The 16,792-nt window shown below is 61.6% G+C and carries 19 protein-coding genes; 11 read left to right on the forward strand and 8 right to left on the reverse strand.

The window, feature by feature from the left end:
• Window positions 1-4 precede the first annotated feature (4 nt).
• The 4 genes from NYQ83_RS01590 to rpmG all read left to right on the forward strand — a co-directional run bounded on the left by NYQ83_RS01590 (window position 5) and on the right by rpmG (window position 2,576).
• Window positions 5-415: a DUF983 domain-containing protein gene (locus tag NYQ83_RS01590; RefSeq protein WP_261211744.1), complete on the forward strand. Its 411-nt coding sequence runs from the start codon at window positions 5-7 to the stop codon at window positions 413-415.
• Window positions 416-534: 119 nt separating this feature from the next.
• Window positions 535-1,152, forward strand: a complete 618-nt coding sequence (locus NYQ83_RS01595) for an NUDIX hydrolase (protein WP_409976942.1) — start codon at window positions 535-537, stop codon at window positions 1,150-1,152.
• Between the two features lie 9 nt (window positions 1,153-1,161).
• Entirely contained in the window at window positions 1,162-2,346 is a 1,185-nt protein-coding gene (locus tag NYQ83_RS01600) for an MFS transporter (RefSeq protein WP_261211748.1), read from the forward strand.
• Window positions 2,347-2,408: 62 nt separating this feature from the next.
• Entirely contained in the window at window positions 2,409-2,576 is a 168-nt protein-coding gene (gene rpmG, locus NYQ83_RS01605; RefSeq protein ID WP_128294001.1) for a 50S ribosomal protein L33, read from the forward strand.
• 465 nt (window positions 2,577-3,041) lie between these two features.
• Here rpmG and NYQ83_RS01610 read toward each other — a convergent pair whose 3' ends face one another.
• Together NYQ83_RS01610 and NYQ83_RS01615 are read right to left on the reverse strand one after the other, a co-directional pair.
• Window positions 3,042-4,406: a PleD family two-component system response regulator gene (locus NYQ83_RS01610; protein ID WP_128294000.1), complete on the reverse strand. Its 1,365-nt coding sequence runs from the start codon at window positions 4,404-4,406 to the stop codon at window positions 3,042-3,044.
• Between the two features lie 10 nt (window positions 4,407-4,416).
• Window positions 4,417-4,788 (reverse strand): response regulator, encoded by a 372-nt coding sequence (locus NYQ83_RS01615; RefSeq protein WP_092812467.1) that lies wholly within the window; start codon window positions 4,786-4,788, stop codon window positions 4,417-4,419.
• A gap of 96 nt (window positions 4,789-4,884) precedes the next feature.
• Between NYQ83_RS01615 and NYQ83_RS01620 the strand changes: the two genes are divergently transcribed.
• A complete protein-coding gene (locus NYQ83_RS01620) occupies window positions 4,885-5,181 on the forward strand; it encodes a DUF3572 domain-containing protein (protein ID WP_128293999.1) in 297 nt (98 codons plus the stop codon).
• Window positions 5,178-6,497 (forward strand): DNA polymerase IV, encoded by a 1,320-nt coding sequence (locus NYQ83_RS01625; protein WP_261211756.1) that lies wholly within the window; start codon window positions 5,178-5,180, stop codon window positions 6,495-6,497. Before NYQ83_RS01620 ends, NYQ83_RS01625 begins: the two co-directional genes overlap by 4 nt.
• A gap of 23 nt (window positions 6,498-6,520) precedes the next feature.
• Here NYQ83_RS01625 and NYQ83_RS01630 read toward each other — a convergent pair whose 3' ends face one another.
• Entirely contained in the window at window positions 6,521-7,384 is an 864-nt protein-coding gene (locus tag NYQ83_RS01630) for a cell envelope integrity EipB family protein (protein ID WP_128293997.1), read from the reverse strand.
• A 124-nt stretch (window positions 7,385-7,508) separates the two neighbouring features.
• On the opposite strand from NYQ83_RS01630, the gene NYQ83_RS01635 reads away from it, so the two are divergent.
• From NYQ83_RS01635 to NYQ83_RS01650, 4 genes are all read left to right on the forward strand, one after another.
• Entirely contained in the window at window positions 7,509-7,970 is a 462-nt protein-coding gene (locus tag NYQ83_RS01635) for a RidA family protein (RefSeq protein WP_261211766.1), read from the forward strand.
• Window positions 7,971-7,974: 4 nt separating this feature from the next.
• Window positions 7,975-8,694: a glycerophosphodiester phosphodiesterase family protein gene (locus tag NYQ83_RS01640; protein WP_261211768.1), complete on the forward strand. Its 720-nt coding sequence runs from the start codon at window positions 7,975-7,977 to the stop codon at window positions 8,692-8,694.
• Between the two features lie 66 nt (window positions 8,695-8,760).
• Window positions 8,761-9,936, forward strand: coding sequence for a GNAT family N-acetyltransferase (locus NYQ83_RS01645; protein WP_261211770.1), 1,176 nt, complete (start codon window positions 8,761-8,763; stop codon window positions 9,934-9,936).
• 33 nt (window positions 9,937-9,969) lie between these two features.
• The gene (locus NYQ83_RS01650; protein ID WP_128293993.1) at window positions 9,970-10,401 is read left to right on the forward strand and encodes an HIT family protein; all 432 of its coding nucleotides are present in this window, start codon (window positions 9,970-9,972) and stop codon (window positions 10,399-10,401) included.
• On the opposite strand, the gene NYQ83_RS01655 is transcribed toward NYQ83_RS01650, so the two are convergent.
• From NYQ83_RS01655 to NYQ83_RS01675, 5 genes are all read right to left on the reverse strand, one after another.
• Window positions 10,402-10,746: an AzlD domain-containing protein gene (locus tag NYQ83_RS01655; protein ID WP_128293992.1), complete on the reverse strand. Its 345-nt coding sequence runs from the start codon at window positions 10,744-10,746 to the stop codon at window positions 10,402-10,404. It lies immediately after the preceding gene.
• The gene (locus NYQ83_RS01660) at window positions 10,743-11,468 is read right to left on the reverse strand and encodes an AzlC family ABC transporter permease (RefSeq protein ID WP_261211788.1); all 726 of its coding nucleotides are present in this window, start codon (window positions 11,466-11,468) and stop codon (window positions 10,743-10,745) included. Before NYQ83_RS01660 ends, NYQ83_RS01655 begins: the two co-directional genes overlap by 4 nt.
• Before the next feature lie 160 nt (window positions 11,469-11,628).
• On the reverse strand, window positions 11,629-14,046 hold the full coding sequence (gene clpA / locus NYQ83_RS01665; RefSeq protein ID WP_234627894.1) for an ATP-dependent Clp protease ATP-binding subunit ClpA: 2,418 nt from the start codon (window positions 14,044-14,046) through the stop codon (window positions 11,629-11,631).
• Window positions 14,047-14,075: 29 nt separating this feature from the next.
• Window positions 14,076-14,411, reverse strand: coding sequence for an ATP-dependent Clp protease adapter ClpS (gene clpS / locus NYQ83_RS01670; RefSeq protein ID WP_092812489.1), 336 nt, complete (start codon window positions 14,409-14,411; stop codon window positions 14,076-14,078).
• Between the two features lie 229 nt (window positions 14,412-14,640).
• Window positions 14,641-14,970, reverse strand: coding sequence for a phasin family protein (locus NYQ83_RS01675; protein ID WP_092812491.1), 330 nt, complete (start codon window positions 14,968-14,970; stop codon window positions 14,641-14,643).
• 323 nt (window positions 14,971-15,293) lie between these two features.
• Between NYQ83_RS01675 and NYQ83_RS01680 the strand changes: the two genes are divergently transcribed.
• A complete protein-coding gene (locus NYQ83_RS01680) occupies window positions 15,294-16,772 on the forward strand; it encodes an SPOR domain-containing protein (RefSeq protein ID WP_261211795.1) in 1,479 nt (492 codons plus the stop codon).
• Window positions 16,773-16,792 lie beyond the last annotated feature (20 nt).

Here is a 16,792-nt window from a genome sequence, read left to right on the forward strand (position 1 = left end):
ACGTATGAAGCGACCACGCCCAGTGATCGGCTCCATTCTCCGGGGGCTCGCCAGTCGGTGTCCGCAATGTGGAAAAGGTTTCCTCTTCCGTGGCTTCCTGACGGTGCCCGACGCCTGCGCGGTTTGCGGCGAAGAGCTGTATCACCATCGCGCCGACGACGCCCCGCCCTATTTCATCATTCTCATCGTGGGGCATGTGATTGTGGCAATGGCGCTTGCCGTGGAGCTGATGTTTCAACCTCCGATCTGGGTGCACATGGCGCTGTGGGTGCCGCTCGCCACGCTTCTCTCGCTTGCCCTTCTGCGTCCGGTCAAAGGCGGCGTGATCGGCCTCCAATGGGCGCTACGGATGCACGGCTTCGACCCGGCGAACGCCGATGCCGCCGACAAGAACGTCGATACGGCCTGGCAATGAGCGCATCGCCACAGCTCGAGCAGCCCCAACAGGCGTCGGAAAAACTGCCTCGGTTGCGCCCGAAACCCGCCGCCACCTTAATCATTCTGAGCGGTGAGAGAGGCAAATGGCGCGTCCTCATGGGTAAGCGCTCCGAACACCACGCCTTCATGCCCGGCAAGTATGTTTTCCCGGGCGGGCGCGTCGAGCGTAGCGACTATTCAGCGGCGATGGCGAGCGATCTCGACCCGGTGGTTGCGGCCAAACTGAAAGCCGGGCGAGCCGGATGCGCGACACACCGCCAGGCGCGCGCATTCGCGCTTGCTGCGATCCGGGAGACCTTCGAAGAAACCGGATATCTGGTGGGCGAGAAAGCCGAAGCGGCAGCCGATGCGGCTCGGCCATCCAATCCGGCTTGGCGGGCCTTTACGGATACCGGCGCGCTTCCCTCGCTTTCTCCAATGCGTCTGATCGCCCGGGCGATCACGCCGCCGGGGCGAACACGGCGCTTCGATGCACGGTTCTTTGCAGTGTTCGAAGATTCGATCGTCGGCCGTCAGGAGAGCCTCGACAAAGAGCTGTTGGAACCGCGCTGGCTGACATTCGAAGAGGCCTACGAAACCGGACTGGCAAATATCACCCGGCGCGTCCTGACCGATCTTGCAGCGCGTCTGGACGAGGATCCCGACCTGCAGCCGGGAGCTGGCGTTCCCTTCCATTTTATGCATTACGGTCGCAGACAGAGCGAGTTTCTCTAGGAGTTTGAGGTGAGCTTGAGCACCGCGCTCGGTGGACGCCTCGCTGCACTGGGGCTGACCAGGGGCGCGATCGCGGCAATTTCCACCATGATTGCCGTCGGCACGGCGATCAGCCTGTTATCTCCTCTCGTTGCCTTGACCTTGTCCGGCCGCGGCGTGTCGGAGCGCACCATCGGCTTTCTTGTGGCGACCCTTGCGCTTTCGGCTCTGTTTTCGACGCCATATGCCCCACGGATCGCGCATCGCTTCGGAACCGCGAGAACCATCTCGTATCTTCTCCCGGCAGCGGCGTGCCTCATTCCCTTCGCATGGTACGTGACGGCGCTGCCCGTCCTGTTCGTGCTCTTGTTCGTCTACGGCATGTGCGTGTCGATCTGCTTTGCGCTGTCGGAATTCTGGATCAACGCCGTGACGCCGCATCACCGACGCGGCATCGTCATGGGCATCTACGCCACCTGCCTGTCGATCGGATTCGCCTTCGGGCCGGTCCTGATCTCTATCACGGGGCTCTCCAGCCCCCTTCCCTTCTTCCTGGGCTCGGCCCTGTTCCTGATTGCCGTCATACCGACATGGATGGCGCGCGACGTCTCTCCCGATTTCTCCGAGAAACCCTCAGGTTCTTTCTTCTCCTTCATCTTCGCGGTGCCGATCGCAACGTTCGGCGTGCTGGTCTTCGCCATGGCCGAATCGTCCGGCTTCGCCTTCCTCCCGCTCTGGGGTCAGCATCTTGGATATGCGCCAGCTATTTTTCCGCTGCTCGCCTCGGCGATGACGCTCGGCAATGTCGTCTTCCAGATCCCACTCGGCCTCGTCGCCGACAAGATCGACAAGCGCCTGATCCTGCTCGTCTGCGGACTGGTCGGCTGCCTCGGCATGGTGATCGCGAGTGCGGCGACAGCGAACTGGCTTGTGCTTGCCGCAGTCCTGTTTCTTTGGGGCGGCGCATCGGCGGGACTCTACACGGTCGGACTGGCGCATCTTGCGGCGCGATTCTCAGGCGGTGATCTCGCCTCTGCCAATTCCGCGTTCGTCTTTTGCTATGCTCTCGGGATGCTGATCGGCCCGGTCATGGTGGGCGACGCGATGAATCGCATGCCCACGACTGGTTTCCCGATCGCGATCGGGGCCGCCTTCGGCGCCTATTGCATCATCGCCGCAGCACGCCTGGTACGTTCGCGCGCCGAGACGCCTTGACTTCCGAAGCCAGAGGGGTCATGTCACCCTCAAATTCCCGCCATTGAGCAAGGACTGAAGCGATGGCCAAGGCCGCGACCATTAAGATTCGTCTGGTGAGCGAGGAAGGTACAGGCACCTTCTACGTCACCAAGAAGAATGCGCGCACGATGACCGAGAAGATGACGAAGCGGAAATATGATCCGAAGCTCAAGAAGCACGTCCTCTTCAAGGAAGCGAAGATCAAGTAGCTTCGCTGCATCAGCGGATTCAAGAAAGGCGCCCTGCGGGGCGCCTTTCTTTTTGTGCGTTCGGATTGCTCTGACTGGGAAAAAAGTGGCCGGCCGGTCGCGACAATCGAGGAGGCCACGTGTCGCGGCCGGACCGGCCGACCCCACGGCGCCCAGGAGATGCGGCGGACCTGAGCAAGTCCATGGGGTATCTCGCAAAACCCTAAACCCGATCGGTGGGCTCAATGTGCAATTGAGCGCAAGGAACGGCGCGAATCCAGCCTGCGGTAAACAATTGGTAAATTCTAACGTGCACAATTGTACCAAAATGGATCAGACCCGCTCCGCTTCCCGAAAAGCGGTTGTTTTATAGCAGCTTAAGATTCCCCCAAAAATTGGGGACAACTGCGCGCGAGCCTTCAGCAGGCGAAATGGTCAGACAGGACAAGTCGCCAGCTGATAACCTCGGGTCTCGCGGCGCCTCGCTCAGGCGGCCTGGGCCACGCGATTACGGCCGGCAGCTTTCGCCTCGTAGAGCGCCTTGTCGGCGCGTTTGATGAGTTTGCCGGGGGTGTCCTCGGGCCCTTCCAGGCGCGACAAACCGATGCTCACCGTCACGGGGAGCTTTTGCCCTTCCCGAGTGGTGAACGGCTCCGCCTCGACATCGCCGCGCAGACGCTCGGCAATCAGCACAGCCTGCTCGATGGCCGTCTCCGGCATGACGACGAGAAACTCTTCTCCGCCGAATCGGACGATGAGATCGATGCCCCGCACGCCTTTCCGCAGGCGCGTGGAAAACTCCCGCAACACGTCATCGCCGGCATCATGGCCGTAACGGTCGTTGATGCTTTTGAAGAAGTCGATATCGAAAAGAAGGATGGAGACCGGCTTACCGTGCTCGACCGAACGGCTGAGCAGCGACACGAGATGGCTGTCGAGATAACGGCGGTTGTGCAATCCGGTCAGGGGGTCGGTGATGGCCAGCTCGACGGCGTTGGTGACCATCGAGCGCAGCCGATCCGAATAACGTTTGCGCCGCAACTGGGTCGTCACGCGCGCGCGGAGTTCTGCTTCGTCGAGCGGACGGACGATATAATCGTTTATTCCGAAATCGAGTGCGCGACGCAGCTTGGCGCTTTCGTCGGGATCGGTCACGATGAGGATCGGAACGTAACGCAGATGATCGATCGATTTGATCTGCGAGCATAAGCGCAGACCGTCCTGGCCCGACAACGAGAGACTCACGATGAGAAGGTCGTAGACCGAGGTCTCGACGGCCGCGAGAGCCTCCGGAGCCGTGGTGACGAAATCGGCGTCGACGTCGCGACCAAGCGCCTTGCGCAGATGGCGGGTGGAACTTTCGCGGTCATCGACAACCAGAATCCGCGACCCTTTGAGCTGCGGGCTCGTGAAGATGGCTCGCGAATCGACCCCGACAGACTGCATGGCAGCGGCGCGCAGATTGAGCTCGTCGGTCACGCTCTTCAGCCGCACGAGACTGCGCACGCGCGTAAGGAGTTCGATCTCGCTCACCGGTTTCGTCAGGAAATCATCGGCCCCACAGCGGAGCCCTTTGACCTTGTCTTCCGCAGAATCGAGGGCGGTCACCATGATGACCGGGATATCAGCCGTTTCCGCCTGGTTCTTAAGCGCTTTGCAGACATCGAAACCGGTCAGCCCCGGCATCATCACATCGAGGAGAATGAGATCGAGACGCTCGCGCGAGGCGATCTCGAGAGCCTCCTCGCCGGAGAGCGCGGTCCGGACGTCGAAGTAGTCCAACTGAAGCCGCGCTTCGAGCAACCTCACATTCGCGGCAACATCATCGACGACCAGGATACGCGCTGTCACGTTTCAGCCCTCATGCGTCGCCGATGTAATTGCGAACATTCTCGATGAAGGAGGCGACAGAGATCGGCTTCGACAAATAGCCTTCGCATCCCCCCTGCCGTATGCGCTCCTCGTCGCCCTTCATGGCGAAAGCTGTTACAGCGATAACGGGAATGTGCTTCAGCTCATCGTCTTGTTTGATGAGGCGCGTGACCTCCAGTCCGGAAATCTCCGGAAGCTGGATGTCCATGATGATGAGATCGGGCCGTTCGGTCTTCAGTGTCTCCAGCGCTTCGTACCCGTTGCGCATGGGGAGCGTCCCGTAGCCCTTGGCCCTCAAAAGATCGTTGAAGAGCTTCATATTGAGCTCATTGTCTTCAACGATCATGACTGTCTTCGGCATGAATACGCCTCTTTGGACGATGGGTCGAAGCGGTTGAGGATCCGCCGAAACCGCGCATAATTTGACATAAGCCTTTTAAGGAAAGGCAAACACAACATGATCAGAGCCCGCCGAATATCCAGAGACCGTGCCGAGGAAATCGCGGTCATGGCCCTCGGCCATATCGCCTCCAGGCCAGACCTGCTTGGACGTTATCTCGACCTGACGGGTCTTCGGCCCGACGGCCTTCGACAAGCCGCCAGCGAGCCAGGTTTTCTCGCCGGCACTTTGACCTTTCTGTTGGCACATGAGCCGGACCTCTTCGATTTCGCCGAAGCCGCAGAGCTGCACCCGGAGGAAGTCGTCGAAGCAGCGCGCCAATTGGGGGTTAAAGAGCTGCCACAGGTGGGATGAGCGGGACTGTGCCAGAGGCTTCCTCAAAGACGCTGTGCCGCGACTGCCTCGCCCGCTACGACGGGCCCTTGTCGCGCTGCCGGGCTTGTGGAAGCCCACGGGTCGTCCAGCATGGCGAACTCTTTGAACTCGCGATCGCGCATATCGATTGCGACGCTTTCTATGCGGCGATCGAGAAGCGCGACGATCCCAGCCTCGCCGATCATGCTGTCATTATCGGCGGGGGCAAACGGGGCGTCGTCGCAACCTGCTGCTATATCGCCCGAATCAAAGGCGTGCGCTCGGCGATGCCGATGTTCAAGGCGCGCCAGCTCTGCCCCGAAGCCGTCGTCATCCGCCCCGACATGGCAAAGTACGCCGCTGTTGGCCGTGACGTTCGAGCGATGATGCTGGAATTGACGCCGGCCGTCGAACCCCTCTCGATCGACGAAGCCTTCCTCGACCTCTCCGGGACGGAAAGGCTGCATCATGCCCCGCCGGCGGCGGTTCTCGCCGCCTTTGCGCAGCGGGTGGAGAGAGAGATCGGCATCAGTGTCTCCGTCGGCCTCAGCCACAACAAGTTCCTCGCCAAGATCGCGTCCGATCTCGACAAGCCGCGCGGCTTTTCCGTTCTCGGCCGAAACGAGACGATGGCCTTTCTCGCCCGGCAAAAGGTGTCGGTCATCTGGGGCGTGGGGGCCGCCATGCAGCGTCGGCTGGAGAAAGACGGCATCGCCACGATCGGCCAGATTCAAGGCATGGAGGAAAGCGTTCTGGCGCGCCGCTATGGCGCCATGGGATTGCGGCTCGCCCAGCTTTCGCAGGGTCACGACGCCCGGCCCGTCAAGTCCGAGCGGGAGGCGAAGAGCATTTCGGCCGAGACCACATTCGAAACCGACCTCGCTCTCGAGAGCGAATTGATGCCCGTCCTGCGGCGACTCTCCGAAAAGGTTTCGGCCCGCCTCAAGGAAAAGACGCTCGCCGGCCAGACCGTCGTGCTCAAGCTCAAAACATCGGATTTCCGCACGCTGACCCGCAGTCGCGCCCTGAGCGATCCGACGTCTCTCGCCGACAAGATCTTTCGCAACGGGCGCGAGCTTCTTCTCAAAGAGCTCGGCGGCTCGTCCTACCGGCTTCTCGGCATCGGCGTCAGCGAACTTCAGGATGCTGCGCGGGCCGACCCGCTCGATCTTCTCGATCCGGAAGCCGGCCGCCGCGCTCAGGTGGAAGAAGCGATCGACCGGATCCGCGCAAAATTCGGCGCACACGGTGTCGATTTCGGGCTCACCTTCGAGGCGGGAAAGCCCAAGAAGCGAGAAGGCGACACGCGCCTCTGAGCGTCTGATTTGTGCGAGCTGCGCTACTGGCTCTTGCAGGGCTTGCTGGCAAGCGGCTCAATCCGCTGGAGTTCCCCGTTGAGAACATAGTCGCCATAATCCATCACCAGATTGCGCGTGACGCCGTTCTCGTAGAGTGTGAAGCTCATCTGATAAGCCGGCATTTCTTCGCCGCTTTCCGGCTTCGCTTCCTCGCCATCCTTGAAGTAGGCGACCGATACCGGCCAGTGCCGGCACTTGACGAGCGGACTGTCCGGCAGACCAGAAGGAGTGCCATCGGCCGTCAGTTTGTCCGGCAAACCGATGACTGCAGTCGCCGTGTCCGCCGTCTCACCTGAGCCTGAGCCTTCATAGATCACGCTCGACAAAAAACGTTGATCGGTACGGGCAGCAGCAAGCAGCGCATTGAGATGCTGGCCCGGGAAAAGCGGGGCCGCGCCGAGCTCGACCGTCTTGTCCTTTGGCGTCGTCAGGTCGACGACCACTTTGCCGTTCTGCCGGTGCGCCACGCCCTCGATCTGCTCGACCACCTGATCATTGAGATAGGTGTCCGAGGAAAAGCGGTAGAGGCCGCCCTGCCCGTCTTCGAACGTCGACACGCGGAAATCGAGGAGGCGATCTCCCCCCTCTCCGCCGACCAGATTGACGACGAGACGCTGCGTCATCGTATAGCCTTCGCAGGCGTTGCCGGAGACCTCGAAAACCATGCGCCCGCGAGCATCGGTGATGCCTGACGCATCCGTCGACTTCGCCAACGTGATAGCGTAGACGGCGCGATGCGGCACCGGAGCGGTCACCGGCTGAGGGGCTGGCAGAGGCGTCGCAGCGGTCAGAAAACCCACGGCGAGCATCGAGACGGCAAGATGAACAGGACGGATCGTCTGCATGGGCGGCTTCAAGACCAGGAGTGCGGCGAAAGCGAGACCGCTTTCGCTTCAGCCGTCAGAATGAACGCGACTGGCAGAAAATCAACCGATTAGACTGCAGTGCGCAATGCGCGGGAGATATGAGATGAGCGTCACGGACAAGCTGGCATCCCTGGGTATCACACTGCCGAATGCAGCGGCACCGGCGGCCAATTACAAGAGTTATAGCCGCCATGGCGACCTCCTGTTCATTTCCGGCCAGCTGCCGATCGAGGCGGGCCAGCTCGCCGTGACAGGCAAGCTCGGCGGCGCGCTCCCCGTGGCCGATGGCCAAAAGGCAGCCCGTCTCTGCGCCATCAATATTCTGGCACAGATCAACGCTGCCCTTGATGGCGATTGGGATAGGCTCGGCGCTCTCGTGAAAATCACTGGATTTGTGGCGAGCGATCCCTCGTTCGCCGAGCAGCATCTCGTGATCAACGGCGCCTCCGATCTCCTCGCCGAGGTGCTCGGTGAACGCGGGATGCATTCCCGTTCGGCGGTCGGCGTGCCCGCGCTGCCGCTCGACGCAGCGGTCGAGATCGAAGCCATCGTGGCGATCGGCTAAAGCTATGTCGCGTTTCGGCTCCCTCTCGTTCATCGCATCGCGTCCCCTCGCCCATCGCGGACTGCACGACGTCTCGAAGGGCCGGCCTGAAAACTCACTCGCGGCTTTCGAGGCCGCGATCGAGCACGGCTACGGAATCGAATGTGATGCGCATCCCTCTGCCGACGGCGTTGCAATGGTCTTTCATGACGACGAGCTGGCGCGCATGACGGGAGCCGAAGGCGCGTTTCGCGACCGGAAGGCGGAGGATCTGGTGCCCCTTCGGCTTTCAGGCACCAAAGAGACCATCCCGAGGCTGTCCGACCTCTTCTCGCTCGTCGGGGGCCGCGTGCCCATCGTCCTCGAGCTGAAGAGCATCCCCTCGCGGGACGCAGGATTTGCGGAAGTGATCGGAAAAGCCATCGCCGATTACGACGGGCCACTTGCCATCATGTCGTTCGATCCTTTTTTGCTCCACGATATGCAGCGGGTGACGCGCACCCGTCCGCTCGGGCTGACCCTCGAAGGCAACGTCACAGCCTGCCATTGCCATATCGCGGCGATCCAGCGACTGGGTCTCGATTTCGCCTCGTGCCGGGTCGCCGACCTTCCTCATTTCGCACCGCTTTTCCGAGAGGCGGCGCCCGACAACCCGCTCATTTGCTGGACCGTGCGCAACGGGAAGCAGCGGGAGACAGCCGAAAGGTGGAGCGATCAGATCACGTTCGAGGGCTTTATCGCCTGAGAAGCTTCATCCAATTCTTCTCTCGCCGCCATTGCGGCAGGCGTCTTTCGCATTACCATTGCCCGCATGGAGAACGGCTCCTCTTCCATCAATCTGCGTGTGATCTCCGGCTTGCGCGAGATCGACCGCCTGGCGTGGGATCGCTGCGCCAATCCACCCGGCACCGACGTCAACCCCTTCCTGTCCTGGGACTTTCTGGAGGCACTGGAGCGGGCCGGCTGCGCCACGGCCCGCACCGGATGGGCGCCTCGTCACCTCATTGCAGGCGGTGAGAGCAGCGAGGTCTGGGGCGTCGTCCCGTGCTATCTGAAAAGCCACTCGCAGGGCGAATACGTCTTCGACTACGGCTGGGCCGATGCGTTCGAGCGCGCGGGCGGCCGCTACTATCCCAAGATCCAGATCTCCGTCCCCTTCACCCCTGTCACCGGCCGCCGTCTTCTCGTGGCGCCAGGCCCCGAAGCCGAGGCGCGGCGTCAAATTCTTGCGGCCGGCATTGCCGAAGTCACCCGGCTGCACGATGCCTCCTCGGCCCATGTCACCTTTCTGCCGGAGGCGGAGGCGTTAGAACTGGAAGATGTCGGCTTCCTCGTCCGTACGGACCAGCAGTTTCACTGGACGAACAACGGCTATGAGACATTCGAGGACTTTTTGGGTGACCTCTCCTCGCGCAAGCGCAAGGGCATCCGGAAGGAACGCCGCGACGCCCTCGAAGACGGCGTGGAGGTGGAATGGGTTTCAGGCGCCGACCTCACCGAGGCGCATTGGGATGCCTTCTTCGAGTTTTATATGGACACCGGCGCCCGAAAATGGGGCCGCCCTTATCTCAATCGCAGGTTCTTCTCGCTGATCGGCGAACGCATGGCCGACCAGATCGTCTTGATCCTCGCCAGACGCGCCGGTCGCTACGTCGCGGGCGCGCTCAACTTCATCGGCAGCGATACGCTTTACGGACGCTATTGGGGCTGCATCGAAGAGCATCCCTGCCTGCACTTCGAGCTCTGCTATTATCAGGCGATCGACTATGCCCTCGCGCATGGGCTCACGCGCGTCGAAGCGGGCGCCCAGGGACCCCACAAGCTCGCCCGAGGCTACGTTCCGGTCACCACCTACTCGGCTCACCTCATCGCCGAACCGAGATTTCGTAGCGCCGTGGCGGATTACCTTGCAAGCGAGCGGCGACACGTGGAATTGGAAAATCGCATCCTCGCCGAGCACACGCCGTTCCGAAAGGGAGAGGCCTGAGGCGAGCCCAGCGGCATATTCAAGGAGCGCGCAATGAGCCAACCCTACGACAACGACAATGTCTTCGCCAAAATCCTCCGCGGCGAGATCCCGGCGATCAAGCTCTTCGAGGACGACCACACGCTCGCCATCATGGACATCATGCCCCGTGGCGACGGTCACTGCCTGGTCATTCCGAAGGCGCCGTCGCGCAACATTCTCGATATCGACCTGAACGATCTGCAGAACCTGATGGCCACCGTGCAAAGGCTCGGCCGCGCCGTGGTCAAAGCCTTTGAAGCGGATGGTCTGACGATCAGCCAGTTTTCCGAGCCGGCCGGCGGTCAGGTGATTTTCCACACGCACTTCCACGTTCTGCCGCGCTTTGAGGGCGTCGAGTTGAAGCCGCATAGCGGCGACATGGCCGATCAGGCCGTCCTTCAGGAGCAGGCGATGAAGATCAAAGCCGCCCTTGGTGGAGCTTGATCACAGAGCGCTGAAAGCCCAGGCGGCGCCGAGCAGCGCCGCCTCTGCGGCGAGCACTCCGACAAGAACGCTCTTCCGGCCGAACCAGAAAGCCACATAGCCAAAAGCGCCCGCCCCCAGTCGGATCAAAAGCGGCACTTCAGCGAGAGCCCCGCTCGGCGAAACGATCAGATTGCCGATGACGCCAGCGACAAGAGCCGTCGCGACGGCCCGCACCCATAAGAGAAGGTCCGATTCTTCCTTGAGGCGCGCGCCGACGAGGACGCCGAGCCAGCGCCAGATATCTGTCGCGCATGTGCCGGCGATCAGAATGAAGAGATACGGGCTAAACTCGCTTTGCGTCATGAGCCGGCCTGCTTGGCGTGCAGAAGCTTGTGGGCTGCAAAGGCGAGAGTTCCGCCGATCACTCCGGCCCAAAGGAGATCGAGGCCAATCCCTGACGCCCGCAAGACAGGCCCCAGCACAAGCCCAAAGACGAGCGCGAAACGCTCGGCGGCAAGGCGCGCAGAGGCCGTCAGAGCCGTCAAAAAATACATCGGCGTGAGGAAGAAGAGGCCAGCAGCCAAAAGCGGCGGCAGAGAAGCGGCACTTGCGTAGCTGATCGCAGTGATGCAGACATTGACGGAGATGAGGGTCGCACCAAACCCGGCGAAATAGGCCGCACGCTTGTCCGGCGGCGTGTCACGCAGGCGCATCACGCTCCATACCCAGGCCGTCACGGCAACGCAGTGAGACATGAGGATGAGCTGCCATTTGCGGGTCTTCGGGCCACGCACAAGTGGCACCCATGCCGCCGTCATCGGCATCAGACGGATGGCGGAGAGCGCAACGGCAACGCCTGCAACGACGACAGATGTTCCCGCCGCCATGGCGCCCACGAGCACGAGCTGGCTCGGCAAAGCCCAGACGAAGCCTGTCATGAAGACGGCCTGCCCGAGAGTGATCCCCGATTCCCGGCACAAGACCCCGAAACCGATGAAAGACGCCATCAGAATAAAGGCTGGCACCGAGACGATGCCGCCCACTCCGCGCAGGAACCAGCGCAGTCCTGTATCTTCGTCGCGCATTGGCTCCTGCATTCTTCGGGAGATGGCGGGAGGATCGCGAACGTCCCGAGACGGAACATCGCCGGGCGCTGCATGGAAAAGCCGGCGCGCCAGAAGGCGAACCGGCCCGCTTTGGAGAAGAGGACGATGGGCCTGCCGCCCACCGTCCTCTTTGAGGGTCTTACTCCACTTTCAATGGCACGCTCGGCACCGAGCCTCCGCCCTTCTTCGGCGGTTTCTTGCTTTCGGCTTTGGTACGCTTGGTCGAACTCTTGCTCTTCAGCGCGGGCTTCGGCTTCGGCCGGGCATTTTCGTCCGGGATCGATTCGAGCTTCAGGCCCGTGGTCCCGTCTTCCTTCTCCTCAACCGTCACCTTGACGATGCCGCCCTTCTGCAAGCGCCCGAACAGCACCTCTTCGGCCAGAGGCTTCTTGATCACCTCCTGGATGAGGCGGCCAAGCGGGCGAGCACCCATGCGTTCGTCGTAGCCGTTCTCGGCAAGCCAGGTCGTGGCCGCCTCGTCGAGCTCGAAGGTGACGCCACGATCGGCGAGCTGTGCCTCCAGTTGCAGAATAAACTTCTGCACGATCATGTTGACCACCGCCGGCGGCAGCGAGCCAAACGCGATCGTCGCGTCGAGACGGTTGCGGAATTCCGGCGTGAACAGGCGGTTGATCGCCTCCTCGTCGTCGCCGGTGCGCTTGCTTGATGCAAACCCGATCGCCGGCTTGGCGAGATCGGCGGCTCCCGCATTGGTCGTCATGATGAGGATGACGTTGCGGAAGTCGACCTGCTTGCCGTTGTGATCGGTCAGCTTGCCGTGATCCATCACCTGCAGAAGAATATTGAAGATATCCGGGTGCGCCTTCTCGATCTCGTCGAGCAGGAGCACGCAATGCGGGTGCTGGTCGATGCCATCCGTCAGGATGCCGCCCTGATCGAAGCCAACATAGCCTGGAGGCGCACCGATCAGACGCGAGACGGTGTGCCGTTCCATATATTCCGACATGTCGAAACGCAGGAGATGCACACCGAGCAGATCCGCGAGCTGACGCGCCACTTCCGTCTTGCCGACGCCGGTCGGGCCGGAGAAGAGGTAGTTGCCGATCGGCTTCTCCGGTTCGCGCAGGCCCGCACGTGCGAGCTTGATCGCCGAGGAAAGCGCTTCGATCGCCTGCTCCTGCCCGAACACGACGCGCTTCAGGTTGGTCTCCAGATGCTGGAGCACCTCCGCATCGTCCTTCGAGACCGACTTCGGCGGAATCCGCGCCATGGTCGCGATCGTGGATTCGATCTCCTTCACGCCAATCAGCTTCTTGCGCCGGCTCTCCGGCATCAGCTTCTGCGAGGCACCGCTCTCGTCGATGACATCGATCGCTTTGTCAGGGAGCTTGCGGTCGTTGATATAGCGGGCCGAGAGCTCCACCGCCGTGCGGATGGCATCGTTGGTGTAGCGAACCTCGTGATGCTCCTCGAAATAAGGCTTCAGGCCTTTGAGGATGTCGACGGTGTCTGGGATCGAAGGCTCGTTCACGTCGATCTTCTGGAAGCGCCGGACAAGCGCCCGGTCCTTCTCGAAGAACTGGCGATATTCCTTGTAGGTGGTGGAGCCGATGCAGCGGATCGAACCGGAAGCCAGAGCCGGCTTCAAGAGGTTCGACGCATCCATCGCGCCGCCCGACGTGGCACCAGCACCGATCACGGTATGGATCTCGTCGATGAACATCACCGCGCCCGGAAACGCCTCGATCTCCTTGATGACCTGCTTCAGACGCTCCTCAAAGTCGCCACGATACCGCGTGCCAGCAAGAAGAGCGCCCATGTCGAGGGCAAAGATCGTGGCGTCCTTGAGAACGTCCGGCACATTGCCTTCCACGATGCGCTTGGCCAGCCCCTCGGCAATGGCCGTCTTTCCGACGCCGGGATCGCCGACATAGAGCGGGTTGTTCTTCGAGCGCCGGCACAGGACCTGGATCGTCCGCCGCACCTCGCCTTCACGGCCGATCAAGGGATCGATTTTCCCGCGGATGGCCTTTTCGTTGAGGTTGACGCACCAGGCGTCGAGCGCGTTGCCAGCGGAAGCCTCGCCCTCCTCGTCCGGCGCGGCCTTTCCCGGGGTCTCCGGAGCGCCCTTCGACGGCCGCGGCTCCGAAAGGCCGGGACGTTTCGCAATGCCGTGCGAGATATAATTCACCGCGTCGTAGCGCGTCATATCCTGCTCTTGCAGGAAATAGGCCGCATGGCTCTCACGCTCCGCGAAGATCGCAACGAGCACATTGGCTCCCGTCACTTCTTCACGGCCGGAGGATTGAACGTGGATGACGGCACGCTGGATGACGCGTTGGAAGCCGGCTGTCGGCTTTGAATCGTCCTCCGTCTGGCTCACGAGGTTGGCAAGCTCTGTATCGACGTATTCCGTCAGATCAGCTTTCAACCGGTCCAGATCGACACCGCAAGCGCGCATGACGGCGGCGGCGTCTTTGTCATCGACGAGCGCCAAGAGCAGATGCTCAAGCGTTGCGTATTCCTGACTACGTTCGTTTGCGGAAGCGAGCGCTCTGTGCAGCGCCAGCTCCAGTGAGCGGGAAAATGATGGCACGTTATAGCCCTTCCGATCGACTCCGTTCGCTACTTCTTTTCCATTACGCATTGCAGAGGATGCTGGTGCTGGCGTGCAAAGTCCATCACCTGAGTCACTTTTGTCTCTGCCACCTCGTAAGTGAACACGCCGCACTCACCGACGCCGTTGTTGTGCACGTGAAGCATGATCTGCGTCGCCGCTTCCTGGTTCTTCTGGAAGAAACGCATCAAAACGTGCACGACGAACTCCATCGGCGTGTAATCGTCGTTCAGGAGAAGGACGCGATAGAGGTTCGGACGCTGGGTTTTCGGCTTCGTCTTCGTGACGACAACCGTCCCGGTGCCATTTTTGTTGCCGGAATCGTCGCGGTCGTCTTTGGCCATGAAACGCCTCGGTCTCCCCTGATCATACCCTCCTGCCAGCCTTATTTAGGTAGGCACGGCTAGAATGTTAGAGCCGTAATGGGGCGGTGGGTAGGGGTGGAGATGCAGGAAATAAAAAACGCCCGGTCGCGTGGGACATGTCACAGGCGACATGCCCCCGCACAAACCGGGCAACAAAAAAGCCCGACCAAGGCCGGGCTTTGAGAGACTGGAAAGTCTGGCGCCTCGTTCAGGCGCGCTTTGCGGCGAAGTCCTCGAACGGCTTGATCATGTCGCGGGCGAGGTCGACGTAGAGCTCGCCGATGCGGGTCGCCTGAGCAACAGCACCCTCGTAGCTCGACCGCGCATATTGCGTCTGGGCTTCGATCGCTTTGTCGAGCGAATTGACGCCCATCAGGCTTTCCACGTGAGCCGCCGTATCCTCGAACGACTTCTTGGAATAGTCCGCCGTCTCCGCGGCAATGGCCTGCATCCGCTTCGACACCAAACCGAAGCTCTGCATCGCTTTATCCATGCCGAGCGTGCTCATTTTCTGCAAATCTTCAAATGCGTTGGTCATCACAAACCCCCAAGTAAGTGGCGCTACACGGGCCCATCGTCCGGCTCCGCTGGTGCGTGACTTCCATATATGTGCATCGCACAAAATTCGCAAGCGATATGTTGCAACGCAACATGAAAAAGGCTCCCGCCCGGTTGCCATTCGCACGCAATTCAGTGCAATCAAAATGGCGTCTGTTTACCGTCCGGTAACGACGCTCCTCCTAGCTTGGGGCAAGCATAAGCACGGAGGATCAAGGGGTAACGGCGTCATAGGCTCCCGTGCGGCTGACGTCAGTGGGGTCAAAATTGAGACAGGGTCGTCTAAATCCGGTCGAAGGAATCTTGCGCTCGGGCACATGGGTGACCATTGCCGTGGCGGTTTTCCTTGTTGCGTTCGCAGGCAGCGCCTCGGCCAATGAGAAATACGCTGGTCTCGTGATGGACGCGAAGACTGGGCGTATCCTTTATGAGGATCGCGCCGATGAGCTGCGTTATCCTGCATCCCTGACGAAGATGATGACCCTCTACCTCCTCTTCGAGGAGCTCGACAGCGGTCGTCTCAGCCTCAACAGCCAGCTCAAGGTTTCCAAGGAAGCGGCAAGCCGTCCGCCTTCCAAGCTCGGCTTGCGCCCGGGTCAGACGATCCGGGTCGAAGATGCCATCAAGGCTCTCTGCGTGAAGTCGGCAAACGACGTCGCAGTGGTCGTGGCTGAGAACATCTCGGGCTCCGAAGCGGCTTTCGCCCGCAAGATGACCTCGAAAGCCCATAGCCTCGGAATGATCTCCACCACCTTTCGCACGGCGAACGGCCTGCCCAACTCCGAACAGATGACCACCGCGCACGACATGGCCCGCCTCGGCCTCGCGCTCCACGATCGCTTCCCCCGCTATTTCAAATATTTCGGCACCCGCACCTTCACCTGGAAGGGACGCACATACCGCAACACCAATCACCTTCTCGGCAAGGTGAACGGCATGAACGGTATCAAGACCGGCTACACTCGTGACTCGGGCTTCAACCTCGTCACGTCGGTTGAGCGCGACGGTCGCCATATCATTGCCGTGGTGATGGGCGGACGCAGCGGCGCCTCCCGAAACGCTCATATGGTCGATCTCATCCATCGTTACCTCGACGATGCCAAGCCTGGCCTCCGGACCGCGCCGATGGTCGTTGCGCATGTTCCCGAGCCGTCGCGGCTTCCGCATGCACGGCCCGCACTCGCACCTACGATGGCGTTTGCTTCGGCCGCTCCCGGCATCAGCAGCGGTGACTCAGCGCAGGCCGCGATCCTCGCAGTCTCGGCCCCGGCCAACAGGCCCGCAGCGCCGCGGCAGCTCGCAAGCGGCTACGATCCGATCGCCGCACGCATCGAGGAGGCGACGGAGGTCGCTCGCCTCGCCTATGCATCCGACACTGCCGGAGAAGATCCGATTGCCGCCCTCACGCGGATGGCAGACCGCCGCGCCGCAGCTCTCGGGCAACCCGCCTTGCACGCAGCTGAAGGTGCGGCAGACGAGGAGCCGCTCGTTTCGGTCCGGACGCGCAGGGGCTATTCGGAACCGCGCCTTGCACCTGGCGGATGGCACATCCAGATCGGCGCAACGCCGAGCGAGGAAGGCGCACGCACCCTCCTGGACAAAGCCAAGCGCAATGGTGGAACAGTGCTCGCCTCGGCGACCCCGTTCACGCAGCCGGTCGAGAAGAGCGGTGAGACGCTCTACCGCGCCCGCTTCGCCGGCTTTTCCGGAAAGAACGAAGCGCGCGCTGCCTGCGCAAGCTTGAAGCGCAAGTCCTTCTCCTGCCTCGCCCTGCCGAACTGACCCCGTCCTCTGGAGTGTTC

The sequence above is a fragment of the Afifella sp. JA880 genome, from assembly GCF_025379905.1.
GTDB lineage: Bacteria > Pseudomonadota > Alphaproteobacteria > Rhizobiales > Afifellaceae > Afifella > Afifella aestuarii.